General features: G+C 45.4%; 21 protein-coding genes. 8 read left to right on the top strand and 13 right to left on the bottom strand.

Going from position 1 to position 26,072, the window contains the following annotated elements; all coding sequences use genetic code 11:
- Nucleotides 1-55 precede the first annotated feature (55 nt).
- Together galE and ACO59Y_RS08175 are read left to right on the top strand one after the other, a co-directional pair.
- Complete coding sequence (galE, locus tag ACO59Y_RS08180) at nt 56-1,072, top strand: UDP-glucose 4-epimerase GalE (RefSeq protein ID WP_486132264.1); 1,017 nt, start codon at nt 56-58, stop codon at nt 1,070-1,072.
- A 184-nt stretch (nt 1,073-1,256) separates the two neighbouring features.
- The gene (locus ACO59Y_RS08175) at nt 1,257-2,519 is read left to right on the top strand and encodes an MFS transporter (protein WP_486132262.1); all 1,263 of its coding nucleotides are present in this window, start codon (nt 1,257-1,259) and stop codon (nt 2,517-2,519) included.
- Between the two features lie 39 nt (nt 2,520-2,558).
- Here the strand turns inward: ACO59Y_RS08175 and ACO59Y_RS08170 are convergent, their stop codons facing one another.
- From ACO59Y_RS08170 to ung, 3 genes are read right to left on the bottom strand one after another with little or no spacing between them, the layout of a single operon-like run.
- Nucleotides 2,559-4,088, bottom strand: a complete 1,530-nt coding sequence (locus tag ACO59Y_RS08170) for a DHA2 family efflux MFS transporter permease subunit (RefSeq protein ID WP_486132260.1) — start codon at nt 4,086-4,088, stop codon at nt 2,559-2,561.
- Nucleotides 4,089-4,096: 8 nt separating this feature from the next.
- Nucleotides 4,097-5,248 carry an EmrA/EmrK family multidrug efflux transporter periplasmic adaptor subunit gene (locus ACO59Y_RS08165; protein WP_486132258.1) on the bottom strand — a complete coding sequence of 384 codons (1,152 nt, stop codon included), beginning with the start codon at nt 5,246-5,248 and terminating at the stop codon, nt 4,097-4,099.
- Nucleotides 5,249-5,264: 16 nt separating this feature from the next.
- A complete protein-coding gene (gene ung, locus ACO59Y_RS08160; protein WP_486132256.1) occupies nt 5,265-5,924 on the bottom strand; it encodes a uracil-DNA glycosylase in 660 nt (219 codons plus the stop codon).
- 268 nt (nt 5,925-6,192) lie between these two features.
- Between ung and grcA the strand changes: the two genes are divergently transcribed.
- Nucleotides 6,193-6,576, top strand: a complete 384-nt coding sequence (gene grcA / locus ACO59Y_RS08155) for an autonomous glycyl radical cofactor GrcA (protein WP_486132254.1) — start codon at nt 6,193-6,195, stop codon at nt 6,574-6,576.
- Between the two features lie 118 nt (nt 6,577-6,694).
- On the opposite strand, the gene mreD is transcribed toward grcA, so the two are convergent.
- From mreD to ACO59Y_RS08135, 4 genes are all read right to left on the bottom strand, one after another.
- The gene (mreD, locus tag ACO59Y_RS08150; protein WP_373603075.1) at nt 6,695-7,183 is read right to left on the bottom strand and encodes a rod shape-determining protein MreD; all 489 of its coding nucleotides are present in this window, start codon (nt 7,181-7,183) and stop codon (nt 6,695-6,697) included.
- A complete protein-coding gene (gene mreC, locus ACO59Y_RS08145) occupies nt 7,183-8,229 on the bottom strand; it encodes a rod shape-determining protein MreC (protein ID WP_486132252.1) in 1,047 nt (348 codons plus the stop codon). Before mreC ends, mreD begins: the two co-directional genes overlap by 1 nt.
- A gap of 65 nt (nt 8,230-8,294) precedes the next feature.
- Complete coding sequence (locus ACO59Y_RS08140) at nt 8,295-9,350, bottom strand: rod shape-determining protein (RefSeq protein WP_373603073.1); 1,056 nt, start codon at nt 9,348-9,350, stop codon at nt 8,295-8,297.
- Nucleotides 9,351-9,668: 318 nt separating this feature from the next.
- On the bottom strand, nt 9,669-11,453 hold the full coding sequence (locus ACO59Y_RS08135) for an ABC transporter ATP-binding protein/permease (RefSeq protein WP_486132249.1): 1,785 nt from the start codon (nt 11,451-11,453) through the stop codon (nt 9,669-9,671).
- A gap of 234 nt (nt 11,454-11,687) precedes the next feature.
- On the opposite strand from ACO59Y_RS08135, the gene ACO59Y_RS08130 reads away from it, so the two are divergent.
- From ACO59Y_RS08130 to ACO59Y_RS08120, 3 genes are all read left to right on the top strand, one after another.
- Nucleotides 11,688-13,343 (top strand): putative transporter, encoded by a 1,656-nt coding sequence (locus ACO59Y_RS08130; protein WP_486132247.1) that lies wholly within the window; start codon nt 11,688-11,690, stop codon nt 13,341-13,343.
- Between the two features lie 133 nt (nt 13,344-13,476).
- Nucleotides 13,477-14,121: an adenylate kinase gene (gene adk / locus ACO59Y_RS08125; RefSeq protein WP_373603070.1), complete on the top strand. Its 645-nt coding sequence runs from the start codon at nt 13,477-13,479 to the stop codon at nt 14,119-14,121.
- Nucleotides 14,122-14,216: 95 nt separating this feature from the next.
- Entirely contained in the window at nt 14,217-16,235 is a 2,019-nt protein-coding gene (locus tag ACO59Y_RS08120; RefSeq protein ID WP_486132245.1) for a YdgA family protein, read from the top strand.
- Between the two features lie 137 nt (nt 16,236-16,372).
- On the opposite strand, the gene plsB is transcribed toward ACO59Y_RS08120, so the two are convergent.
- Nucleotides 16,373-18,802: a glycerol-3-phosphate 1-O-acyltransferase PlsB gene (plsB, locus tag ACO59Y_RS08115; RefSeq protein ID WP_486132243.1), complete on the bottom strand. Its 2,430-nt coding sequence runs from the start codon at nt 18,800-18,802 to the stop codon at nt 16,373-16,375.
- Between the two features lie 156 nt (nt 18,803-18,958).
- On the opposite strand from plsB, the gene lexA reads away from it, so the two are divergent.
- On the top strand, nt 18,959-19,585 hold the full coding sequence (gene lexA, locus ACO59Y_RS08110; RefSeq protein WP_373603067.1) for a transcriptional repressor LexA: 627 nt from the start codon (nt 18,959-18,961) through the stop codon (nt 19,583-19,585).
- A 220-nt stretch (nt 19,586-19,805) separates the two neighbouring features.
- Nucleotides 19,806-20,630: a diaminopimelate epimerase gene (gene dapF, locus ACO59Y_RS08105; RefSeq protein WP_486132241.1), complete on the top strand. Its 825-nt coding sequence runs from the start codon at nt 19,806-19,808 to the stop codon at nt 20,628-20,630.
- Nucleotides 20,631-20,818: 188 nt separating this feature from the next.
- Here dapF and dusC read toward each other — a convergent pair whose 3' ends face one another.
- From dusC to dauA, 5 genes are all read right to left on the bottom strand, one after another.
- The gene (gene dusC / locus ACO59Y_RS08100) at nt 20,819-21,754 is read right to left on the bottom strand and encodes a tRNA dihydrouridine(16) synthase DusC (RefSeq protein ID WP_486132239.1); all 936 of its coding nucleotides are present in this window, start codon (nt 21,752-21,754) and stop codon (nt 20,819-20,821) included.
- A gap of 3 nt (nt 21,755-21,757) precedes the next feature.
- The gene (gene djlA, locus ACO59Y_RS08095) at nt 21,758-22,624 is read right to left on the bottom strand and encodes a co-chaperone DjlA (protein WP_486132237.1); all 867 of its coding nucleotides are present in this window, start codon (nt 22,622-22,624) and stop codon (nt 21,758-21,760) included.
- Nucleotides 22,625-22,727: 103 nt separating this feature from the next.
- Nucleotides 22,728-23,369 (bottom strand): orotate phosphoribosyltransferase, encoded by a 642-nt coding sequence (gene pyrE, locus ACO59Y_RS08090; RefSeq protein ID WP_486132235.1) that lies wholly within the window; start codon nt 23,367-23,369, stop codon nt 22,728-22,730.
- 9 nt (nt 23,370-23,378) lie between these two features.
- Nucleotides 23,379-24,095: a ribonuclease PH gene (gene rph, locus ACO59Y_RS08085; RefSeq protein WP_486132233.1), complete on the bottom strand. Its 717-nt coding sequence runs from the start codon at nt 24,093-24,095 to the stop codon at nt 23,379-23,381.
- A gap of 55 nt (nt 24,096-24,150) precedes the next feature.
- The gene (gene dauA, locus ACO59Y_RS08080; protein ID WP_486132231.1) at nt 24,151-25,893 is read right to left on the bottom strand and encodes a C4-dicarboxylic acid transporter DauA; all 1,743 of its coding nucleotides are present in this window, start codon (nt 25,891-25,893) and stop codon (nt 24,151-24,153) included.
- Nucleotides 25,894-26,072 lie beyond the last annotated feature (179 nt).

Raw genomic sequence — 26,072 nt, 5'->3', positions numbered from 1 at the left:
GTGGGTAAAATAGTGTTATAATTTGCCCATTAATCGAACAATAAAGGAGCATTAAATGGCTATTTTAGTGACCGGCGGTGCCGGCTATATCGGTTCCCATACCGTTGTGGAATTATTAAACGCGGGAGAGAAAGTAGTGGTATTGGATAACCTTTGCAATTCCTCACCGAAATCCCTTGAGCGCGTCAAACAAATCACCGGTAAAGAGGCGATTTTTTATCAAGGGGATATTTTAGATCGAGCACTGTTGCAAAAGATCTTCGCAGAGCACCGCATTCGTTCCGTAATTCATTTCGCTGGCTTGAAGGCGGTGGGTGAAAGTGTGCAAAAACCGGCGGAATATTATATGAACAACGTAGCGGGCACCATCGTATTAATCCAAGAAATGAAAAAAGCAGGCGTGTGGAATTTCGTGTTCAGTTCGTCAGCCACGGTTTATGGCGATCCGAAAGTGGTGCCGATTACCGAAGATTGCGAAGTGGGCGGTACTACTAATCCTTACGGCACCTCCAAATATATGGTGGAACAAATTTTACGCGATGTAGCCAAAGCCGAACCGCAATTTAGCATGACGATTTTGCGCTATTTCAATCCGGTCGGCGCGCATGAAAGCGGTTTAATTGGTGAAGATCCGAACGGCATTCCGAATAATTTATTGCCGTATATCAGTCAGGTGGCCATTGGCAAATTGTCACAACTTTCCGTATTTGGTAGCGATTACGATACCCACGACGGTACCGGCGTGCGCGATTATATCCACGTGGTGGATCTTGCCGTTGGTCATTTAAAGGCGTTGCAACGCCACGAAGATGATGCCGGATTACATATTTATAATCTCGGCACCGGGCATGGTTATTCGGTGTTGGATATGGTGAAAGCTTTCGAGCAAGCCAACGGCATCGAAATTCTTTACAAATTGGTCGAACGACGCCCGGGTGATATTGCCACCTGTTATTCCGATCCAAGTTTAGCCGCTAAAGAATTAGGCTGGACGGCACAGCGCGATCTTCAAACAATGATGAAAGATACATGGAACTGGCAGAAAAATAATCCAAAAGGGTACAAAGACTAACTTTTCCACGACTCATTTTTCCATTGAAGCGAAATAACTCTCGCTCCCTCTATTTACGGATTACAGAGGGAGCAGAGTGAGGCGGCGCGAAATTGTAGTGCCAAATGAGCACCGCATTGAAATCGCCTCCTGTCCGCCCGTGTCATGAATGAAAACGTCTGAATTACGAAATCGACCGTATTCTATGCCGAATTCCCTCTCCTCCCAAATTTTTACGCGCAAGATGTTAATTTGTGTGTTTACCGGTTTTAGTTCAGGTTTGCCGCTGTTTGTCTTATTGCAAATGTTACCGGTGTGGCTAACGGATAAACATCTTTCCATTGAGCTTATCGGAGCAGTCACCGGTGTGATGTTGCCGTATGGCTTGAAATTTCTTTGGGCGCCGTTACTGGATCGCTATTTCCCGAGTTTTTTGGGGCGTCGTCGCAGCTGGCTTTTGATTTCTCAAGCGACACTATTAATTTTGCTGTATGCCATCAGCCTATTTGATCCACTCACCCAACTTAGCGTCGTGGCAAACATTGCCTTGCTCATTGCTTTTTTCTCGGCGACGCAAGATATTGTGCTAGACGCTTATCGCCGTGAAATCTTAAGCGATCGCGAACTCGGTTTGGGAAACACCATCCATATTAATGCTTATCGCGTAGCGGGCTTGATTCCCGGCGGGCTCTCACTTTATTTGGCGACCCTTTATCCTTGGGAAACGGTGTTTTTATGGACCGCACTATGTATGCTGGTAGGCATTTTTATGACGCTGTTTCTTGCCAAAGAGCCTAAAATTGACGCACCGAGTTTCAATCAACCGTTCTACCAAGCCTTTTGGATTCCATTGCAAGAATTTTTCCAACGCAAGGGCGTGGCGCAAGCAATCGGTTTTTTGCTATTTTTATTTCTGTATAAATTCGGTGATTCTTTTGCCACCACGCTGCAAACCAAATTTATCTACGATATGGGTTTTGGTAAAGAAGATATCGCGTTGGTCGTGAAAAGCACTTCGCTGTGGGCGAGCATTTTGTCCGGACTTGCCGGCGGTGTGATGATGTTGAAACTTGGCATTAACCGCGCATTATGGTTATTCGGTTTAGTGCAAATGGTGACTATCGGCGGCTTTATTTGGTTAGCCGAGTTCGGACATTTCGATTCGATTGGTTCGGCCGAATTGTGGAAATTAGGCGTAGTGATCGCGGCCGAATATATCGGCGTAGGGTTGGGCACTGCCGCATTCGTAGCTTTTATGGCGCGTGAAACGAATCCGCTTTACACCGCCACTCAACTTGCCCTGTTTACTAGTCTTTCCGCATTGCCGAGTAAAGGCTTGGGGATGCTGTCCGGTTATGTCGTGAGTGCGCTCGGCTATTATCAATATTTTTGGCTTTGTTTCTTTTTCGCCATTCCCGGTATGCTTTGCTTGTTTTGGGTCGCGCCTTGGACGGACGGAAAGCGCTAATTATGGGCCTTCAATGCGGTGCTAAAATCGATGAACGGTTTATCTTGATTTGGTGCCGAAAGGCGGTTTGGCGAACCAAACGATAATGAAAAGCACAAGAAAACAAATGGCAGAAAGCCAAAAGATTTCGTTGGCGCTTAAAATAAAACCCTGCGCAGTAATTTGCTGTGCGATGTAGCCGGAGGTTTGTGTATCACTTAAACCGAAGTGATTCATTTGCTGATAAAACTGCTGCGAAATCGGGTTATAGGGATTAATAGATTCGGTAAATTGGCTGTGATGGATTGCTTCCCGTTGATACCACAAGAACGTCGTTAAAGACGTGCCGATCGAGCCGGCGAGGGTGCGTAGAAAATTAAATAAACTGGCGGCTGATGCCATTTTTTGTGGTGGCAAGCCTGACAGCGTAATTGTGGTGAGCGGCATAAAAAAGCACGCCACGGCAAACCCTTGCATGAGCTGCGGCAGAGCGACGTCAGCGAACGTCATATTCGGTTCGAAAGTGATCGCGCGCCAGTAGAAGGTCGCGGCGTATATCATAAAACTAATGGTGACCAATATACGCATATCGATTTTATAGCCGAAACGCCCGATTAGCGGAGACAGTAAAATCGGGAATAAACCCACCGGTGCGGCGGCAAGTCCGGCCCATGTGGCGGTGTAGCCGTAAACCTGTTGCAGCAATAACGGAATTAGCACTACGGAGCCGAGATAAACCAAAAATGCCAAACTGGTGCAAAGGCAGCCCACACTGAAATTACGCGAGCGGAACAACGAAATATCTACCACCGGATTCTCGTCGGTCAATTCCCAAATCACTAGCGCGGTTAAACAAATCGCTGCCGTTATAGCAAACAGAATAATTTCGTTGGAATTAAACCAGTCCAGTTCGCGTCCTTGATCGAGCATTAATTGCAAACCGCCGACACCGAGCACCAATAAAATCAAGCCGATCGTATCAATTGGTTGATGGGAAACAGCGGTTTCCCGCCCGCTTAATAATTTCCAGCAAATCAGTACGACGAGCAAACCAATCGGTACGTTAATAAAGAAAATCCAGCCCCAATGAATATTGTCGCTGATCCAACCGCCGATAATTGGGCCAAAAATGGGCGCAACTACAATGGTCATCGCCCAAAATGCCAATGCCATACCGCGTTTTTCCGGTGGATAGTTATTGAGTAATAGACTTTGTGAAAGCGGAATAATCGGGCCGGCGACAGCGCCTTGAATGATGCGGTAAACAATCAGCATTTCCAAACTGTGTGCAATCCCACAAAGCCACGAAGCGACCACAAATAAAAAGGTAGAGAGCAAAAATAAGCGCACCTCACCAAAGCGTTTGGCAAGCCACCCTGTGATTGGAATGGAAATAGCGTTCGCTACGCCGAAAGAAGTGATAACCCAAGTGCCTTGACTAAAAGACGCGCCGAGATCACCGGCAATGGTAGGAATCGCTACGTTAGCAATGGTGGAATCCAATATTTGCATAAAGGTGGCGAGGGCGAGAGCGAGGGTGAGTAACACCAAAGCGCCGCCTTTGATCGGGGCGTGAGTCGCAGCTTGCATGATCGCCCCTAATGCAGATTTTGTTCGATAATGGATTGAATTAGGCTATCCACCGCACTTTCATCATAGTGCAACGTGTCGGTGGTGTAGTGCGTACGCGGTGCGTCGATTTCGCGCAAGAAGGCGCCGTCTTTATTCGCTACGTTCACTTTGACGGTGGCGGATAAACCGATGCGTAGCGGATTTTCGGCGATTTGTTGGGCATCGAGCTGAATCCTAACAGGTATGCGTTGCACCACTTTAATCCAGTTACCGCTGGCATTTTGTGATGGCAGCAAAGAAAATGCACTGCCGGTACCTATATCGATGCCGACTACGGTACCGTGAAAGACTTTATCTTTACCGTACAAATCAAAATGAACTTCGGCCGGTTGACCCAAACGCATGTCGGTGAGTTGGGTTTCTTTAAAGTTGGCATCAAGCCACATTTGTTCGGTGGAAATTACCGCCATTAACGGGCTACCGATGGAAACTGCTTGTCCCACTTGGGCGCTGCGACGCGCCACGTAGCCGTCAATCGGGCTTTTAATTTGCGTACGTTGCAAATTCAGCCAAGCTTGTTTGACGGCGGCGACGGCGTTTTGAATTTGCGGTTGTTGCATTAACGGACGAGCCAACAACAATGCCTGATTGGCCGCCAGCTGATTTTGTGATGAATTCAAGTTGGCTTTGGCGAGCGCCACTGCTTCTTTGGCGTGTTGGAAGGATTCTTGATCGATCGCACCGGATTTTTCCAATTGCACGCGACGATTAAGATTGCCTTGTGCTTGAGCAAGTGTGATTTCATTGGCATTCACCGCGGCTTGCAATTGTTGCACGGTAAATTCAAGCTGCTTGATTTGGCGCACCGCATTGGCGAGGTTACTTTGCGCTTGTTCGAAACTAAGTTTGGCGTTGGTATCATCAAGTTCAATAAGTATGTCGCCCGCCCGCACTTTATCCATATTATCCACGTTAATTTTTGCCACATTGCCTGCGACTTGGCCGGACACCATAATTTGATTGCCGCCTACATAGGCATCCTCCGTGCTTTCTATATCTTTTAGAAAAAAGAGCCAATAAAATGCGGCTAAAATACCGCTGACAATCAGTAATAAGATAAAGATAGATAAGCCTTTTTTACGGTTTTTTGTTTTATTTGAGGGCGCGGCTTCGCTCATGCTGTTCTCCTTTGGACTAAATTTGCCAATCAATTGCTTGTTGTCCTTGTGCTTTTAAATAATCGTTGGTTTGGGAAAAATGGTGGCAGCCGAAGAAACCGCGATGCGCCGATAAGGGCGATGGATGCGGTGCTGTTAGGACAAGGTGACGAGTACGGTCGATCATTTGGCCTTTTTTCTGCGCATGACTACCCCAAAGCAAAAACACTAAATTCTCACGATGTTCATTGAGTGCTGCAACGACGCGATCGGTAAAGGTTTCCCAACCCAGATTGGCGTGAGAATGCGCCAGTCCGCGTTCCACAGTGAGTACGGTGTTAAGCAGCAATACGCCTTGTTCTGCCCATTTCACCAAGTAGCCGTTCGTCGGCATATGAAAACCGGCAATATCTTCGGCGAGTTCTTTATACATATTTAATAAGGACGGGGGGATGGCAACCTCAGGTTTTACCGAAAAAGCCAGTCCGTGGGCTTGGTTTGGACCGTGGTAAGGATCTTGTCCTAAAATGACGACTTTTACATCGTCAAATGCCGTGTATTTAAATGCGTTAAACACATCTTCTTGTGGTGGGTAAATAGTTTTTCCGCTTTGGCGAGCGAGATGAACTTGTTGTAAACAGTGTTGAAAATACGGCTGTTGTTTTTCTTGGCCGATGACATCTGTCCATGTTTTCATAATCTGTTCCTAATTAAATTGACGGCGGTATTATAAACCAAATCGGATTGCGTCGGGGAGATAAATTGTTATCAAAATGTAGTTTAAATGTTAATTGGTGGTGTAATTTCAAATGTATTGTGAATAAATAATTTAATCTAGATCAATATGGTTAAAAGGCATTCGAAAAACTAACTTGTTCTTTATCAAAAGAATTTGAAGTCTTAGAATTTTTTGATAAAATTTGCGCAGTTTTTATGATTATTTAAATGCCAATTAGGAGGCTTTTATGATTAAAGGTATTCAAATTACTCAAGCAGCGAACGACAACTTACTCAATTCATTTTGGTTGTTAGACAGTGATACCAACGAAGCGCGTTGCTTATGTGCGAAAGGGGAATTTGCCGAAGATCAAGTGATTGCGGTGAGCGAATTAGGTCAAATCGAATATCGCGAATTGCCGGTAAACGTTGCACCGACTGTTAAAGTGGAAGGCGGCCAGCATTTAAACGTAAACGTATTGCGTCGCGAAACTTTAGAAGACGCGGTTAACAACCCGGATAAATATCCACAATTAACGATTCGTGTTTCAGGCTATGCCGTACGTTTTAACTCTTTAACGCCGGAACAACAACGCGACGTGATTACCCGTACTTTCACCGAAAGTCTATAATTTTTGATTGAGTTGAGAATAGTGATTAAAAAATAATTTTGAGCTATTCCGGAGAGCAAGAACCGAGTGCCGTATTTTATGGCACTCGGTTTTTTTATTCTTCGAAATTTAGTATCGATTAATGTAATCTCACTTTTCGACGGATTTTTCGCATAAGCAAAAATACCCACGGCCATAATATGCCTGAAGCGACGGCGCCGAAGATTTCTTGCCAGTTGAAGACGGCGTCGTGTAGAAATAATTCTACAAGGAAAATGGCGATGCGGATGAAGAATACAAAAATAATCACCAACAGACTTTGAAACCACAAAGACAGGTTACGCAGTACCAAATAATTTTTCGCAATGAAATAAAACGCCACGGATAATACTAAGGCGTGGATGCCGAGCGTGGAACCGAGCAGTAAATCCCAAATGACGCCGAGCAAAAAGGCGATACCGATACTGACTTTGTTCGGAATGGCGAGCATCCAGTAAGTCAGTACCAAGATCAACCAAGCAGGCTTAAATGCTTGAAAACCGGTGGGCCAGGGCGCAAGCTCCATCACCAGTGCGATGATGAAAAATAAAAGGATTGTCGTCCATTGCAAAATTAAACGAATTTGCATTAGTCCTCCTCCCGGTGTTTTTGCTGTTCCGGTGTAGGCGATTCTTCTTGCGGCGCTTCTGCCGGAATTTCCTCAATGATTTCCTTACCGGCCTCGGGTTGTGTTTCCTCATCGGTGACCTTCTCTTTGAGCACCGCATTGGAGCCTTCATTAGATTGGCTTGCTAAGCGTTTTTGTACTAACTCGCGCACTTCTTGCGGCGATATGGATTTCGCTTTCGACATATCCGAATTACTCGGCCAGAGCAATAGCACATAACGTAATCGTTCTAATGAGGCGAGCGGTTTGGCTTTGATGGTGGCAAAATAATTTGAGCCGTCGCGAGATACGTTTTGAACCACGGCAACCGGATAACCTTCGATAAAACGACCGCCCAAACCGGACGTAACCAATAAATCCCCTTTTTCAATATCCACTGAGCGTGGCACATTATCAAGCGTCAGCTCATCGGTATGGCCGGTACCGCTGGCGATTACGCGCACGTCGTTACGCAACACTTGTACGGGAATAGAATGGGTGACATCGGTGAGCAATAATACGCGGCTGCTGTTTGCACCGACGGAAATAATTTGTCCGATGACGCCTTTTTCATCAATTACCGCTTGCCCTACGTAAGCGCCGTCTTTTTCGCCTTGATTGATGACGACTTGTTGACGATACACATCGGTTTCCGCCGTTAGCACCTCGCCGATTTTTTTGTATTCATCGGTACGTAGCGGAGAGTTGAGCAACAAACGCAAACGCTGATTTTCCACTTTGAGTTGATCCAACAATAATAAATCGGCGTTTTTTTCTCGTAGTTGCTCGCGCAACACTTTATTTTCGATTTGTAGTTTGCCGGTATCCGCTAAATTATCGGATACGCCGTCTAATACGCTACGGGGGCTGTTCGCCAAATAATACAAACCGCCCACGGCCGTTTCTAGCAGACTGCGGGCTTGGCTCATAGAATTTTGCCCATCAGTAAGTATGAGCCCGATGGAGGCCATTACTGTAAGAATTAAGCGAATGCCCAGTGGCGGGGCTTTAGCAAAAATCGGTTTCATTCCAGTTCCTAAATGCTCAAAACAAAAGTGCGGTTTAATTTAACCGCACTTTGATTGATGATAAATTAGATTTCATCGCTAAAAATATCGCCGCCATGCATATCGATCATTCCTAGCGCTTCGCCGCCGCCGCGCGCTACGCAAGTGAGCGGATCTTCGGCGATGATGGTCGGTACACCGGATTCGTGGGCAAGTAACACATCAATATTACGTAATAAAGCGCCACCGCCGGTTAACACCATACCGCGCTCAAAAATATCGGCGGCATGTTCCGGTTGGCATTCTTCCAATGCGGTGCGCACCGCGGCGACAATACCGTTTAACGGTTGTTGAATCGCTTCCAATACGTCTCGGGAAGTGAGTTTGAAAGAACGTGGCGCGCCTTCGGCGAGATTATGGCCGTGTACTTCCATTTCTTTAATTTCATCGCCGTCTTGGATGAATGCGGTGCCAATTTCTTGTTTGATGCGTTCTGCCGTTGGTTCGCCGATCACCGAGCCGAATGTGCGGCGCACATAAGAAATGATCGCTTCGTCGAAACGGTCGCCGCCGATACGCACGGAAGAAGAATAGACGACGCCATTTAAGGAAATTACCGCCACTTCCGTAGTGCCGCCGCCGATGTCGATTACCATTGAACCTACTGCAGTGGAAACCGGCAGTTTGGCGCCGATTGCCGCGGCCATCGGTTCTTCAATTAAATACACTTCGCGTGCACCCGCGCCGATAGCCGATTCTTTGATGGCGCGACGTTCCACTTGGGTGGCACCCGCCGGTACACAGACTAATACGCGTGGGCTCGGACGCATAAAGTTGCCGCTATGCACTTGTTTGATGAAATATTGCAACATTTTTTCGGTGACGAAAAAGTCGGCGATGACACCGTCTTTCATCGGACGAATTGCGACGATGCTTTTCGGTGTACGGCCTAACATTTGTTTCGCTTCTTTACCCACCGCCGCAATACTTTTGAGTGCACCCACGCGGTCTTGGCGAATGGCCACCACGGAGGGTTCGTCTAATACAATACCTTGTCCTTTTACATAAATAAGGGTATTTGCGGTACCTAAGTCGATGGAGAGATCGTTTGAAAATAAACCACGAATTTTTTTGAATAACATAATGATTCCGTTAAATTTAGCAGGTTGAAAAGTTGTTCGTTGTCGAACGCAAAAAAAATTGCGCTAAATGTACCAAAAAATCGCTGACGATAACAGCACTTTTACAAGGATTACGGCTTTTTTAGCACGGAAAACGCACGAGTTTTTTACAGTTAGCATAGCAAGCGGCAACGGGTTGACGTGACGCTCATCGAATGATTTTGGGAACAAAGAGCACGCATTTCAGCTTTATTGCTAAAATAGCACCGCATTAGACGCAGCTTCAATGCGGTGCTATTTTTGATCCGTAATTAGGCGGTGTTGATCATGCGGTCATGCCTAAATTTCATTGAGCGTCCAACTGCCGTCGACAAAAATTTGCAGTTGTTGACGGTGATAGCGTTTTAATGTGGAACGATGTCCTACGCTGATGAGGGTCATATTCGGTAGTTCCGATTTTAATAGGCGATACATGGCGTCTTCCAAACCTTCATCCATACTGGCTGTCGCTTCGTCCAAAAAGGCGACTTTGGGTTTATGCAGCAACAGACGGCCGAACGCCAAGCGTTGTTGTTCGCCGAGAGAAAGAATGCGCGTCCAGTCTTGTTCTTGTTCCAAGCGTTCGATTAAATGCCCAAGTTGAACTTTGCGCAAAATCTCTTCCGCCAAGGGGCGGTCGATGTCCGCTGAATTTTTCGGATAGGCCAATGCGGTGCTCAAATCACCCTGCGGCAAATAGTTTTTCTGCGCAAGGAAAAGTTGCGAATCTAGCGGGCAATATACGGTTCCCTGCGAATAAGACCAAAGCCCTGCAGCCGTACGTAATAAAGTGGTTTTGCCTACACCGGAATCGCCTTGAATCAGTAAACTTGCCCCTTGCGGCAAAGTAAGATTGACGTTATTGATTAACGTGCGACCAAACGAATTTTTAATGCTCAAGCCCTTGAAAATCACATCGTTTTCGCTGTTTCGAATATCCGTTTCCGATTCGCGATTAGCCATGTCGATGGCATAAGTGAAGCCGGTTAAACGATCGAGTGTGGCTTTGTAGCCGGCAAAATTATCGTAACTGTTACGGAAAAAAGACAGATTGGTATGCAGTTTGCCGAATACCTGCAAGGTTTGCATTAAATCGCCCAGTTTGATTTGCTTTTCAAAATAGCGACCGACCTGAATTAATAGTGGAAAAACTACGGAAATTTGACTGACGATTAAGTTGAAACCGGAAAATTTCAGCGTTCTGAACACGATATTCCACATGTTATTAATGACCGCGCGAAATTGGCGATAAAGTTGGTTTTGTTCCACTTTTTCGCCGGCGTAAAAGGCAATGCTTTCGGCGTATTCTTTAACGCGAATGAGGGAATAACGATAGTTTGCGTTAAGTCGTTCGTTAGCGAAATTCAAATGAATTAACGGGCGACCGAGCCAGAAGGCGATTAACGTGGTAAAAATGACGTAAGCGAAGACTAAGAACACCATCATATGGGGAATTTCTACGCCAAGCACCAGCATCGGTCCCGCTAAGCCCCACAATAAAATAGTGTAGGAAATCATTGATGTGACCGCATCAATTACGCCGGTGCTTAGGGAAAGCGTGGTTTTTACGTAAGATTGAACGTCTTGTTGAATACGTTGATCGGGGTTATCCAGATTGGCGGATAAATATTGCGTTTTGTAATAGGCGCGGTTTGTCATCCATTTATTGGTTAATTCATCATTAAGCCAAGCGATCCAGCTGATGATAAAGCGTTGTTCGATGTAATAACTTGCTAATGAGGTGGATACCGCACAGGCTGCGATGACGCAAAATAACCCCATTTGTTGCCAAAATACCGCTTGGTTAAATTCTTGCAGCGAAGTGTACATATTGTTGTACCATTCCGAATACACCAAGCTAATGCGCACGCTCACCAAGGTCAGCGCCACGATTAGTAAGAAAAACAACAATGGTTTAATGCTTCGTTTCGGTGATAGATAACCGCCGGCGAATTGCCAAAATTGTTTGCCCCAACGGCTAAAACGTACTAATAAAAAAATACCGAAACTAAAGATCAATGCGGTAATCGCTAAGGTTTGTAGCACCCAAAGGAGAGAAGTTATCGCTTCTTGTCCGTAATCCATAAATTTATCCGTAAAACAAAAAATGCCGCCACAAAAACAACCTATTAAACTTGTCCTGCCATAGCAGCGAAGTCGTTAAGCACCGCGTTAAGCGATGCGGTCTAATTTTAGGCGGTGATTATGATTAAGCAAGAAAAATGTGATGAAGTTATCATTTTTTCTGTTTCCTTCAGGTTTTAAAAAATCAACTTGTTATAATTTCGCCTAGTTAAATTTAGTTATAAAGAGGTTACTATGAGTGATATTGCAATCACCATTAGTCTTCTTGCCCTCGTTGCCGTGATAGGTTTATGGATTGGACATTGGAAGATTAAAGGGGTGGGCTTAGGTATCGGTGGGGTGTTGTTCGGCGGTATTATTGTTGCCCATTTTACTAACCAATACGGAATTGCTCTTGATTCTCACACACTACATTTTATTCAAGAATTCGGTTTAATTTTGTTCGTTTATACCATTGGGATTCAAGTTGGCCCCGGATTTTTTGCCTCTTTGCGAAAATCGGGCTTAAAGCTCAACGGGTTAGCAATTTTAATCGTGGTGTTGGGGGCAGTTTCCGTTGTCGTACTCACCAAAGCCATTGGCGTACCGCTGGACATCGCTTTGGGGATTTATTCCGGTGCGATTACCAATACGCCTTCGCTCGGTGCTGGACAACAAATTTTGACGGAACTCGGTTTAAGCCATGCCACGTCAACCATGGGGATGGCTTACGCGATGGCTTATCCTTTCGGGATTTGCGGAATTTTACTGGTTATGTGGTTGATTCGCTTGTTTTTTAAAATCAAAATTGACGAGGAAGCTAATCGCTTTAATCAAGAAAGCGGTTATGACAAAGAAAGTTTGCATACTATTTCCGTGAAAGTGACCAATCATAATTTAGACGGTTTAGGCCTGCTTGAAATTCCCGGTTTTGAGGAAGAGGATGTCGTATGTTCCCGCTTAAAGCGCGGCGAAAATGTTATCGTACCGAAAGCGGATACAGAAATTCATCTGGATGACGTGCTTCATTTGGTAGGCGATGATCATGCATTAAGAAAAATGCGACTTGTTATCGGTGAAGAAGTGGATATGCCGGTACTCTCCGCCAGCGGGGAAATTCGAGCTGAACGCGTGGTGGTGACTAACGAAAAGGTACTGGGCAAGAAAATTCGTGCTCTTAACGTACATTCCAAATATGGCGTGGTGATTTCCCGTTTAAATCGGGCCGGCGTAGAACTGGTTCCAAGCGGCGATACCTCTTTGCAGTTCGGCGATGTGTTACATATGGTCGGCCGCACCGATGTATTGAATCAAGCCATTTCAGTGATTGGTAATGCACAACAAAAACTTCAGCAAGTACAAATGTTACCGGTGTTTATCGGGATTGGCTTGGGGGTATTATTCGGCTCTATTCCGTTTTATATTCCCGGTTTTCCTGTCGCCCTCAAACTCGGTTTGGCCGGTGGACCGCTAGTCGTTGCGCTTATTCTTGCCCGAATTGGTAGCATCGGTAAACTTTACTGGTTTATGCCACCAAGTGCGAACTTGGCATTACGTGAAATTGGCATCGTGCTTTTCTTGGCGGTAGTCGGATTAAAATCGGGTGGTAATTTTATCGATACGTTAGTGAACGGTTCCGGCCTTGAATGGATGGGCTATGGTATTTTCATCACCTTTATTCCGTTAATGATTGTCGGTGTTATTGCCCGTCTTTACGCCAAATTGAACTATTTAAGCATCTGCGGCTTACTTGCCGGTTCTATGACCGATCCTCCCGCGCTCGCTTTCGCCAATGAAATGAAAGAAGACAACGGCGCTGCTTCGCTTTCATATGCGACGGTTTACCCTCTCGTCATGTTCTTGCGAATTATTTCGCCGCAATTATTAGCGGTGCTGCTTTGGGTTGCATAAAAAAATCCGCGTCGCTCATACGATTAAAGTGCGGTCAAATATTACGGAAAACGCCACAAAAAATTTGACCGCACTTCGCTTTATCAGTATCTTAGCCGGGTTTTATTTATCCGATTGATTAATGGAGATTTCTATGAAAATTATTCTTTTAGGCGCACCGGGCGCAGGAAAAGGTACGCAAGCGCAATTTATAATGAACAAATTCGGTATTCCGCAAATTTCAACGGGCGATATGTTCCGCGCGGCAATCAAAGCGGGCACCGCATTGGGCAAACAAGCGAAAGCGTTGATGGATGAAGGTAAGCTGGTACCCGACGAATTAACTGTTGCGTTGGTAAAAGACCGCATTGCACAACCTGACTGTGCTAATGGTTTTCTGTTAGATGGCTTTCCGCGCACTATTCCTCAAGCAGATGCATTGAAAGATTCCGGTGTGAAAATTGACTATGTTTTAGAATTCGACGTACCGGATGAAGTGATTGTTGAACGCATGAGCGGTCGCCGCGTACACCAAGCATCCGGCCGTTCTTATCATATCGTTTATAACCCACCGAAAGTGGAAGGCAAAGACGATGTAACCGGCGAAGATTTAATTATCCGTGCCGATGATAAACCGGAAACCGTGTTAGATCGTTTAGCGGTTTATCATAAACAAACGCAACCGCTGGTAGATTATTACCAAGCCGAAGCAAAAGCAGGTAACACGCAATATTTCCGTTTGGACGGCACGCAAAAAGTAGAAGCCGTAAGCCAAGAATTAGATAAAATTTTAGGCTAAAAACGTCTCTGATATCGACCGCGCTTTTTCCGGAGAGCGCGGTCAATTTTTCTGTTCGATTTATTATTGCGATTTTATGTTGCTCGGAAGATAGTATGACTAAAAGAAAAAAAATCACCTTAACTCTCGCCGCCTTGATTGCGTTTGTCGGCATGGGCGCACAGTTTTATACCAACTATAAAGTAGATCAGCTGTTGCAGAATTTCCCGTATTCTTTAGATAATCAGGCAATATTAAATGTAACGGAAAGTAACAAAAATTTTTTAAGTCGCGAGCTCACGTTCAGTGTGCAAGATAGCGATGGTGCGGCGAGCGATATCATTTCCGCCAAACTTACCGCGCTGCCTTTTTTTATTACGGCCGAATCTAAATTATCGGATCAGTTTGTTCGTCGGCTTAACAAAAGCTTAAATATTGCACTGGATAAAAATACGATTAACAGTAAATTTTCTCCGGTAGGCGATTATTTACAGTCGGATATTTCAATGGAATTTCGTGATTTTGCCAATAAACCGCAGCAAATGACGATGTCGTTAAATTTTCTTAACGATAATGAAATAGAGCTGAAAACCCGTTTAAGCGGGTTCAATTATGATAAAGAAAGCCGAGTAGAAAAAATTGAAGGCCGGATTCGACTCCTGCCGGTCAGTAGCCGACAATATGACTTGGTCGATGCGGAATTTATGGCAGAAAATGCCGAGCTTGTGTTGTTAAATGGTGAAAATACGCGTCTTCAACTTAAAAATGCCACTTATGTTTTTAGTCGCAAAAATGATGAGAATAATCAGGCTAAACGTAATCTTAATACCAAATTTAGCAGCGATATTTTACGAATTTCCAATAAAAACCGTATTACCGAAGAAAGTCAAACTACGTTCGGCGGATTAAATCTCACTGTTAACCAGTATGGTGTGGCTAGTTCGATCAATTTTTACGATGAATTTAAAAAGCTTGAACTAAAAAATCAAAACCTAAAAGCCGGAATCAACTGGCTTGTGATCTTATTGACGCAAAACGATTCCTTCGATAGCAAACTTTCCGTACTTTCGGTAAACGCACCGAAAAATCAGCAACCATATTTCAATCTGCAAAATGGCGAGGTGATAGTCAAATTGGATAATCGCGATCTCACCAACGCAAATTTAGATTTTTCCCTGAAGGTGGAAAGCGTAAAACAAATGCAAGAAGGCGAAGGTTTGAAATGGAAGGCGAGTGGCGGATATTTTTTGGGGAAATTGAATGCTTATAATTTGAGCAATGAACTTGCTTTGATTCCATTCTTTTTAGATGCTTTATCCGTTGAAACGCCTCCGACGAAAGATAATAAAGAATTATTGAAGTTGAAAGAAAAATGGGCGAGGGAATTTCACGGCAGCGCAGAATTCAGTGCAGCGCTACAAGCATTTAACGATGCCAATGCGGTGCTGGATCTGGAGGACGTTCAATTTCATTTGCAAAGTGAAGCGTTGGAAGATGAGCAATATAATGGAAATATTCGTGTAAATGCAAAAAGACTTGCACTGCCTTCCGAGGGCATGCAATTCGAAGAGGCTGCGGTTTCATTGCCGGTGCGGTTACCGCATTATAAAACCTATCTTCAAGGTGCATTTTGCCGGAATCTCTTCAAGTCACTCTGTGAGGTTTATTTAACTCAAGAAACGCGCAATCAATACGATGAAAAGCAATTGAAAGCACCGGACTTAAGCGTAGATGGCGCCACGTTAACCGCCTTGCTCAATACTTATCCTGAAACCAAAGCCTATCCGATAAAATTAAACGCTGACGGTGTGCTAAACAAAGCATTGGAGGAAAAACAAGAGACGGATATTCACAACTTCTTGTTCAATCATATTGAGGGCTCTCTCAACCTTGCCGTTAATAAGGCGTTAATCGACGACGCCGATGAAAAGACTGATACCATTAAAGCGCAAAGCCCATTTTGGCAATTATTCCGAGAAAGTGTGAAACCGCAAGGTGAATTATCGCAAGCCTTTGTGGTGGACAACGATAATTATGTGTTGAAACTTGAAAAAAATGAAAATGGCTATTTCATTAACGGCAAACCTTCGCAAGAGCTTGAAAATGAAGTTGAACAAGATCATGTCGATGATTAACGCAAGCAACCCGATTTGTAGCAATTTATCCGAATGACGTAGCTATCGCAAAGCCGGAACTAAGGTCATAAAACAGCACCGCATTGAAACTTCTTCCAATGCGGTGCTGTTTTTGTTTGTCAGTTTTTTGTGACAAATTATTCCGGGTTTTCCGTTTTTTCCATCGTGCCGCGAATGGTGAGGCTGATTTCGGAAGAAATGAGATGATCAAGAATCGAGGCGAGCGCGTTTAAATGCTCAAGATGGCCGTTGCCTTGTTCATCAAAGTAACCTTCGTCTTTCAAATTCGCGATGAAGGTCGAGAACACCGCTTTATCGAAAAATTCCGGTGCGTTAATGCCATGCAACACGGAAAGACGTTGCGCCACCAATTGGCTTTCTTTTTCCAATAGGGTGCGAGAAATTTGCGGTTCTCTTTGCAAAATGCTTACGGTAATGTAGTAACGTTGCAAAATTTCACGCACACCGGCGGACCAGAGCTGCAAGATGCGCACTTTCGGTCGATTGATTGAAAGCAGGTTTTCGCTGGAATGAATCACTTCTTGGCGGGTAAATTCATCAATAATTTTGCTGATTTGTGCTTTTAGTTCATCTCGATTGAAATGTAAGAACAATTCGCCTTGTAAGAACGGATAAATTTTGCTCACAGCATCCAACAATAAATCTTTTTGAATCGCTTCATAATGCAATACGATGCTTGCCACTAAAGATGGCAATACGAAAGCGTGTTGAATATTGTTACGGTAATAAGTCATCAATACGGCAGAAGCGCGTTCCAAGCGAACAATTTCGCCGAAATTATCTTTTTCCACCAACACGCCGACTCGATCCAGACTTAACACATGTTCTAACATGGCTTTTGGCGTATCAGTTGGACTCAGCATATCTTCGGAATAAGGCGCATTTCGCAACATTTGTTGGTAACTGCCGAGTTGCTCAAGCAATTGTTCGCGAGAAAGCGCACGCTGACGGGAAGAAAGTAATGCGGTGCCGACAAGATTCATCGCATTGACGGCGGCGGCTTTGTTGATGTTTATCATCACTTGGTTGGATACCGCATCTACCGCTTGATTAAACCATTGCAGCTTCTCTTCATGATGTTGCTCTTTCCATTCCGGGAAATGCTGATTAAGGTAATTGGATAAAGTAATCGGCTCACCGAAATTAACGAAGCCTTGACCTAAATTGCGTAATTTTTTGATCACGCGAATCACTAAACCGGCGTTTTCTTTTTCTTTCGCCGCACCACGTAATTCTTTCGCGTAGGTATCTACTTCCAATACATGTTCATAGCCTACATACACCGGCACCACGGAAATCGGACGAGTTTGGTTATGTTGCAATGCTTGTAAGGTCATCGACATCATTCCGGTTTTGGGCGCAAGCAAACGACCGGTGCGCGAACGACCGCCTTCGATAAAATACTCGACGGAATAACCGCGATGGAAAAGTTCTGCCAAATATTCGCGGAAAATCGCTGAATAAAGACGATTCCCTTTAAACGTACGGCGAATAAAAAACGCGCCCCAGCTACGGAAAAGTCGTCCCACCGGCCAGAAATTTAAGTTGATCCCCGCGGCAATATGTGGCGGCACCAAGCCTTGATGATAAAGCACATAAGAAAGTAATAAATAGTCGATGTGGCTGCGATGACAAGGTACATAGACGATTTCATGCCCTTCGAGTGCCAATTTACGCACGCGATCGGCATTTTGTACGTTAATGCCGGAATACAGTTTATTCCATAACCAACGCAAAAAGCGATCTGCCGCGCGCAAGCTGGAATGACTCACGTCTGCAGCAATTTCATCCAAAATTTTATAGGCTTCTTTTTCCGCTTTTTCGCGGCTGATATTTTTGCTTTTCGCTTCGTCATCAATTGCGGCACGAATCGCGGTGGATTGTAATAATTTGTTAAACATTGCCTCGCGATTCGGTAAACGCGGGCCGGTGGCGGAAATACGTTGGCGTGCAAAGTGCATTTTTGCCACCCGCGCTAATTTTTGCGCCATTTTTTCATCGGCACCGTGTTCGTTCGCCATATAACGTAAAGAAACCGCTTGGGAAAAACGCACGAAAGTATCGCGCCCGAACCAAATGGCGGCGAAGGTTTTTTGCATGCCGTTTAATAAGCGCAAGTTCGGTAAACCGGCTTTATCTTCTTTGCCCGGCGAACGTCCCCAAAGTACGGAAACCGGCACCATTTGGACGTCTAAGTCGGCAAAAGTACGGTGTAATTCCAAATATTTATTGAACGCTTGAATGGTTTCATCTTTTGCACCTTTCGACTTAAAAAAGCGACGCCCTTCATCCAAATAGATATAACGCGGTAAGCGTGTGCCGTGAATATCATTATTTTCGGCTGGATCGGGTAATCCGACGTTCAAACAATTACGACGGAAAATGACAAAATCCGTCTGCGAAGTATAAGGCAGAACATAAACGATGGGTTGGGAAAGGTTGAGTGCAAGTTCTTCTGCGGGATGGGCCGGAATAGGGTTATTTTTGACCAAGAACGACAAAGGAAATTCTAATAATTTGCGATAGGCATTCACGATACTTGACATAATGATGTTCTCTTTTGTTATAAAAAAGTTGCCGGCATTTTAGCACATTAGACCAGTGCGCTTATAAAAATTTTTCTTCATCGATAAATAACGGTTGCAACCATATTTGGTCTGTATATAATAACACTGTTTCTGTATAAAACAACAGGAGTAAACATGAAACCCCTAACAAACAGGCAACAAGAAGTGCTAGATTTGCTGAAACGGCATTTGGAAACCACCGGTATGCCACCGACGCGCGCCGAAATTTCGCGCGAATTGGGCTTCAAATCACCGAATGCGGCGGAAGAGCACTTAAAAGCGCTTGCGCGTAAAGGCGCGATCGAAATTATTTCGGGTGCATCGCGCGGTATTCGTATTTTAACTGATGACAGTGCCAATGAAGCGCCCGAAGGTTTGCCTCTCATTGGTCGCGTCGCCGCCGGAGAGCCAATTCTTGCTGAACAACACATCGAAGGGACTTATCGCGTGGATGCGGATATGTTCAAACCGCAAGCCGATTTCTTGCTTAAAGTGTATGGGCAATCCATGAAAAATATCGGTATATTGGATGGCGATTTACTGGCGGTACACAGCACTAAGGACGTGCGCAATGGACAAATCGTGGTTGCGCGCATCGAAGATGAAGTTACGGTAAAACGTTTGGAACGCAAAGGTTCGGTGATTTATCTGCATGCCGAAAACGAAGAATTTCAACCGATTGTGGTGAATTTAGAAGAGCAACCGCATTTTGAAATCGAAGGCATTGCGGTAGGCATTATTCGTAACAATGCGTGGATGTAATTTTTAGATCGATATAACGACTTACCCAATCAGCACCGCATTGGGAGCGGTTCCAATGCGGTGCTGTTTTAAGCGTTCGGCAAAACGGCCGAAATAACTTACACCACGACCGGTTAAGCGTCGTTTTTTCTTTCAACCACCGACGTCTTGCTCATTTGCCATTCCGGTGCTTGCTTACTATAATGCCGAGCAATCATTTTTTAAGAATTAAGGACAGGAAATGCAGTTTTCCAAGATGCACGGTTTAGGCAATGATTTTGTGGTGGTGGACGCCATTACGCAAAACGTGTATTTCACGCCCGAAATCATCAAACGTCTTTCCGATCGCCACCGCGGCATCGGGTTTGATCAACTTCTGATTGTCGAACCGCCTTATGATCCCGATCTTGATTTTCATTATCGTATTTTTAACGCCGATGGTAGCGAAGTGTCCCAATGTGGTAACGGTGCGCGTTGTTTTGCCCGCTTTGTGAGACTAAAAGGTTTAATCGACAAAAAAGACATTTCGGTGAGCACGCAAAAAGGCAAAATGATTTTAACCGTGAAAGACGACGGACAAGTTCGCGTTAATATGGGTGAACCCATTTGGGAACCGGCAAAAATTCCTTTTAGCGCCAATAAATTCGAAAAAAATTACATTTTGCGTACCGAAATCCAAACCGTCCTGTGTGGCGCAGTATCCATGGGCAACCCGCATTGTGTGGTGCAAGTGGAAGATATTCGCACGGCAAAGGTAGAGCAACTCGGGCCACTGCTGGAAAACCACGAACGTTTCCCCGAACGGGTAAATGCGGGTTTTATGCAAATTCTCAATCGCGGTCACATCAAACTGCGCGTGTACGAACGCGGTGCCGGCGAAACCCAAGCCTGCGGCAGCGGCGCTTGTGCAGCAGCGGCAGTGGGCATCATGCAAGGCTTATTGGACAGTAAGGTGCAAGTCGATTTACCGGGCGGCAGCCTTATCATTGAATGGCAAGGCGAAGGTCATCCGCTTTATATGACGGGCGACGCTGTTCATATTTACGATGGAAATATTCAACTCTAAACAAAAATGCGGTGAAAATTCACCGCATTTTAATTCCGCTCCCTAAATCATCATTAACTCCGGCTCCAATGCGGTGCTATTTGGGATAACCAATTCATCTTTAGATTAAGGATGCGTCAAGGCGGGCAAGCCAAATGCTTATGTTAGGTCAGCGTTGCAATCCAAATCTCAATTGCGCTTTTATCGTTCTAAGCCATAAGAAGCAATCGTGCGCGCAACTCTTCCGCCGTTTGGCTCGTTTTAATTCTCTCAAACACCTGATTTGCTTCATCATATTCTTTATTTAAATAGCGCAACCACTGCTTAATTCGGGCGACATGATAAAAACCGGAATCATGGAAATTTTCCATTTCGGCGTATTTTTGTAGGATTTTTTGAATCTCCGTCCAAGGCATTTTTGCGATATTTTGTTTTAGCACACGGCTTAAATTCGGGATATTGAGCGCGCCTCGACCGACCATTAAATCGTTGCAACCCGTTTGTTTTAAACAATCCTGCCCGTCTTGCCATCGCCAAATTTCGCCATTGGCGATGACGGGAATGGATAATCGAGCACGCACTTCGCCGATTTTCGGCCAATTAATGCGATCGGCGCGATAGCCGTCCGTTTTCGTTCGTCCATGCACGGTGATTTCTGTGGCGCCGCCTTGTTGTACCGCATCGGCGATTTCAAAGGCTTGCGAAATATCATCCCAACCTAACCGCACTTTGACACTAACGGACTGCGTTTTCGGCACCGCATTGCGCAACGCACGGACGGCGCGATAAATTAATTCGGGTTGTTTCAATAACGCCGCACCGCCGTTGCTACCGTTGACGGTTTTCGACGGGCAACCGCAGTTCAAATCAATGCCGTGCGAACCGAGTTCAATGGCGCGGTTCGCATTCTCGGCAAGATAATCGGGATGTTGGCCGAGTAATTGGACGCGTACCGGCGTGCCGGAAGGGGTGAAGCCCTGATTTTTGAGTTCAGGGCATAAGCGATAAAACACTTTTTCGGGGAGAAGTTGATCGACCACGCGGACAAATTCCGTAATGCATAAATCGTAGTCATTCACTTCGGTGAGAAGTTGGCGCACAAAAGGATCAAGTACGCCCTGCATCGGCGCAAGCAGCACGCGCACGGCTTATTTCCAGCCTTTCGCTTTACAAATTAAATCGTAAGCCGCTTGAATTTGTTGTGCTTTTTCTTTCGCCATTTCCATCATTTCCGGCGGCAGGCCTTTCGCCACCAATTTGTCCGGATGATGTTCGTTCATTAAGCGACGATACGCGCGTTTCACGGTTTGTTGGTCGTCGGTATCGCTCACGCCTAAAACCTTGTATGCGTCGTTTAAGGTCGGGCCGGAAGATTGTTGATAGCTACTGCTTTGTTGATATTCATAACCGCCGCGTTGTTGGTATGCGCCTTGCTGAGATTGCCGGTAGAAACCGCCTTGCGTAAACGCCCGCGCGGCCATTTCCATGGCGATCATTTGCTCGAATTGCATACGCGATAAGCCCAATTCTTCGGCAATCACATAAAGGACTTCTTTTTCACCTTCGTGTAACTGTGAATCGGCAAACGCCGCCTGCACTTGCACATGCAAGAACATCCGCAATAAGTCGGCACGCTGTCCGCAACCGATACGAAATTCGCGAATCACCTGACGAATTGGGAAATCCGCTTCTTTGCCACGACGGAACGCTTCTTGCGCCAGTTTGCGGCCGGCATCGTCCAGTTTCATTTGCGCCATCAATTGATTGGCAAGCTGAATGTCTTCTTCCGTGACACGCCCTTTGGATTTGCTCAAATGCCCTAACACCGCGAAAGTGGTTTGCATAAACAAATCCTGACGGGTCGTTTTGCGTTTAAAGAAGCTGGAATTGACGGCACCCAGTTCGTACAGCTTTTTATCTGCAATGGAGCCCAAAATTAGCCCAGCGATGGCGCCGAAAAAGCCGCCTATTTTCCAACCGATAAATACGCCTAAAATTTTTCCGATAAAATTCATTCTTTCCTCAATTTAAAGTGCGGTTAAAAATCCAATCGTTTTTAAAGCCCGCTTGCAATGACAAGATTTGTTTATAATGGCTCCCAAAATCCATTTCTCAAGTTTATACGCCGAATTCAGCGCGATAGGCACGCATTGCCGGAAGATGCGCGGTATATCGTGGATCTTGTTTGATAAATTGCATCAAATCGTCTAAATCAATAATCGACAATACGCGGCATTGATAATCGCGCTCCACTTCCTGAATCGCCGAAAGTTTGCCTTTGCCGCGCTCTTTACGGTTTAACGCAATCAACACGGCAGCCAGTTCGGCATTGTTTGCGTCGATTAATTCCATGGATTCACGAATCGCCGTGCCGGCTGTGATAACATCGTCCACCAATAAAATTTTGCCTTGTAACGGGCTACCGATTAAATTGCCGCCTTCGCCGTGATCTTTGGTTTCTTTGCGATTAAAGCAAACCGGTTTATCCACGCCGTAGCGGTTAAATAATGCCACGGAAACCGTGGTGCCGATGGGAATGCCTTTGTAAGCCGGCCCAAAGACCACGTCAAACAGCACCGCATTGGAGGCAATGGCGGTGGCATAAAATTCGCCCAAGCGGGCTAAGTCCGCACCGGTATTAAATAAGCCCGCATTGAAAAAATACGGGCTTTTACGACCGGATTTCAAGGTGAATTCGCCGAATTTCAACACGTTTCGGTTCAAGGCGAATTCAATAAAATCGCGTTTATATTGTTCCATTTTTAATCCTTATAAACCCAATGCTTCGCGTTGTGCAGCAAAAATCTGTTTGCAGCCTTGTTTGGCTAAATCCAATAAAGTCAGTAATTCTTCATGGCTGAACGGTTCGCCTTCCGCCGTACCTTGCACTTCAATCATGCGGCCGTCTTCCATCATGACAACGTTCATATCGGTTTCTGCGGCAGAATCTTCCTCATATTCCAAATCACACACCGCTTCGCCATTGACAATGCCGACCGAAACCGCCGAAACCAAACCTTTAATCGGATTGGTTTTAAGCGTACCGTCGGCGATTAAAGCATGAATCGCATCGTACAACGCTACCGCCGCACCGGTAATGGATGCGGTGCGCGTACCACCATCTGCTTGAATCACGTCACAATCTAAGGTAATTGCGCGTTCACCGAGTGCTTGCAAATCCACCATTGCGCGTAAAGAGCGGGCGATTAAGCGCTGAATTTCCATGGTGCGCCCGCCTTGTTTGCCTTTTGCCGCTTCGCGTTGCATTCGGCTGTGGGTCGAACGCGGTAACATGCCGTATTCCGCCGTTACCCAGCCTTGCCCTTGACCTTTTAAGAAACGTGGAACCGTATCTTCCACTGTGGCGGTGCAAAGCACTTTGGTGTCGCCGAATTCCACTAACACCGAGCCTTCGGCATGTTTTGTGTAATTACGGGTAATTTTGATCGAACGCGGTTGGTTATTTTCTCGATTATTCGGACGCATAAACATTCCTATGGTTAATAAAAAAGCGCGCCATTTTAGCACGCTTTTATTTTCGTTACGGATTTGATTGTTCGAAAGCGCGAATTTTGTTAAAGGTTTCGTTCAAATCCGCGGAAAAATTAATTTTTTGCAATTCCGGTGTTGAATTTGATTTCACCAACATGCGTAACGGCTGGAATTGCATATTGCACATATAAAGTTGCTGATGCGGCAACATATGTTGCACAAACCGCGTTAACGCGTGAATGCCGCCTGTATCTAACACGGTCACCGCATCGCATTGTAATACGATATGTTTAATTTCATGATCCGTATGTACGGTTTTGTCGTGCAAATCAGCGAACAATTTATCTGCTGCGGCGAAGAATAACGGACCGCTAATGCGATAGACCAATACATCACTCAAATCCTCCGGCGCATTATGTTCAATGGCTTTGGTCATTTCGGCAATGGTGCGAATAAACAATAAACTCGCTAATAATACGCCGACGCTAATGGCGATGACCATATCGAATAACACGGTTAAAATTAAGCAAGTGAACAACACCGCCATTTCATTTTTACCGGAACGACGGGCAAGACGAATAATTTCAGGCACATTCGCCATATTCCACGCCACCATTAATAACAACGCGGCCATTGAGGAAAGCGGCAAATAAGAAAGTGCTTGGGCAAATAACATTAACGCAAACAACACGATAAGTGCATGCACTACGCTGGCAATCGGCGATACTGCACCGGATTTCACATTTGCCGCCGAGCGGGCGATTGCCGCTGTCGCGGTAATCCCGCCAAAGAACGGCGATACGATATTCCCCAAACCTTGTGCGAGTAATTCGTCATTGGAATGGTGTTTGGTGTCTGTCATATTATCTAAAACAACGGCACACAATAACGATTCGATTGCGCCAAGCACCGCCATTGAAAATGCAGCCGGCAATAAGGCTTGCAAGCTAGAAAAATTCCATTGCACCAGTTCGCCTTGCGCATTCGGAATGTTCCACGGCAATGCGAAATCCGGCAGTACGTTCGGAATACCGTTGCCGATTGAACCGTCCGGCAACGTATATTGGAATGCGGTGCCAATTGTTGCTACGTCAAAGCCGAAATATTTCAACGTCAGTGCCAATAACGTACCGATGATTACCGCCGGCAAATGCCCCGGAATTGATAGGCGTAACTTGTGCCATTGGGTTAAAACCAGCAAAGTGACCACGCCTACCGCCGTATCCGCCCAGTTAATCGTCGGAAGCGCGCTCAAAATCGCGTGAATTTTTTCAGGATAATGCGCCGGCATTTGAGGAATGGTTAGACCAAGGAAATCCTTAATCTGCAAGGTGCCGATGGTAATCCCAATCCCACAGGTAAAGCCTAAGGTGACAGGCAGCGGAATATATTCAATCAAGCGTCCGAGGCGAAATAACGCCATCAAAATTAGAATTACGCCCGATAACAAGGTCGCCATTAACAAGCCGCTTAAGCCGAATTGTTGAGTGACCGGATAAAGAATGACCACAAAAGCAGCAGTTGGCCCGGAAATATTAAAACGCGAGCCACCGGTCAGGGCGATCACAATCCCGGCGATAATCGCGGTGTAAAGCCCGTGTTGAGGGGGGACGCCACTAGCGATAGCCAGCGCCATGGAAAGCGGAATGGCGATTACGCCGACGGTTAATCCCGCCACGATATCTCGTATCAAAGATTTTTTCGTATAACCGGCACGAAATGCATCTTTCAATGCACTGAAAGGTTTCACCGCTAAAAAGACATTTTTTGAAAAAAGAGACTTAAGATGCATAAAAAACCGACAAAATAAATATAAAAGAGTCGTTATTTTAGCGAAAATTTAAAAAGATTTTTATGTTCTAGCGCAAAAAACTTGACTAAACCCAAACAAATCTTTATAGTTTGCGCCACCTCAACACGGTGAGATGTCCGAGTGGTTGAAGGAGCACGCCTGGAAAGCGTGTATGTGGG

This window comes from Rodentibacter sp. (assembly GCF_057314195.1).
This window is presented reverse-complemented; position numbering and strand designations above follow the sequence as displayed.